Origin of the sequence: Pseudomonas sp. HY2-MNA-CIBAN-0224 (assembly GCF_040310285.1) — a bacterium.
Lineage (GTDB): Bacteria > Pseudomonadota > Gammaproteobacteria > Pseudomonadales > Pseudomonadaceae > Aquipseudomonas > Aquipseudomonas helleri.
In genome coordinates this window covers 1-427 of sequence record NZ_JBEOPQ010000195.1, presented here as the reverse complement: position 1 = coordinate 427, position 427 = coordinate 1, and the positions used below count along the sequence as shown (strand labels likewise).

Sequence of the window (427 nt, the reverse complement as noted above, 5' to 3'; positions counted from 1 at the left end):
CTGTTAGACAGTGCTATGGGCTATGTGACCCGTAAGCGTGACAATCATTTGCATGGTTACCGAGAGCCGCAAGTGGTCAGCTTTCCACCGCGCCGCCGTTTGATAGAGCGCCGTATCGATGGGGTGCTACAGGCGCATCGCTTCCGCAAAATTCGTCGTTACCAACATAAGATGAATAAGCTTAAGCAAAAAATTGAGCAGCTAGACTCGATGTAAGTATGTATGATATAAAAATCAGTGAAGTGGGCGGTTGTTATGAGCATCTTTATGTCGATAATTGGCTTAACTGAATCACACGTTTGATAGACTAGTCTTACAGTTGTATTGCTTATCCAGAATGACTTTGACATAATGCTGCTCATTATATAAGCACGATAAAGTTATCGTAGCTCTTAGCAACAAAAGCCTCCGACGTTCGCGTCTGGGG

At 44.3% G+C, this 427-nt stretch carries 1 protein-coding gene; it reads left to right on the top strand.

The annotated features are described in order from the left end of the window. Positions 1-216, top strand: a 216-nt coding sequence (locus AAEZ03_RS26000) for a hypothetical protein (protein WP_350582614.1), incomplete at its 5' end; no start/stop codon positions are given. Between the last annotated feature and the right edge of the window lie 211 nt (positions 217-427).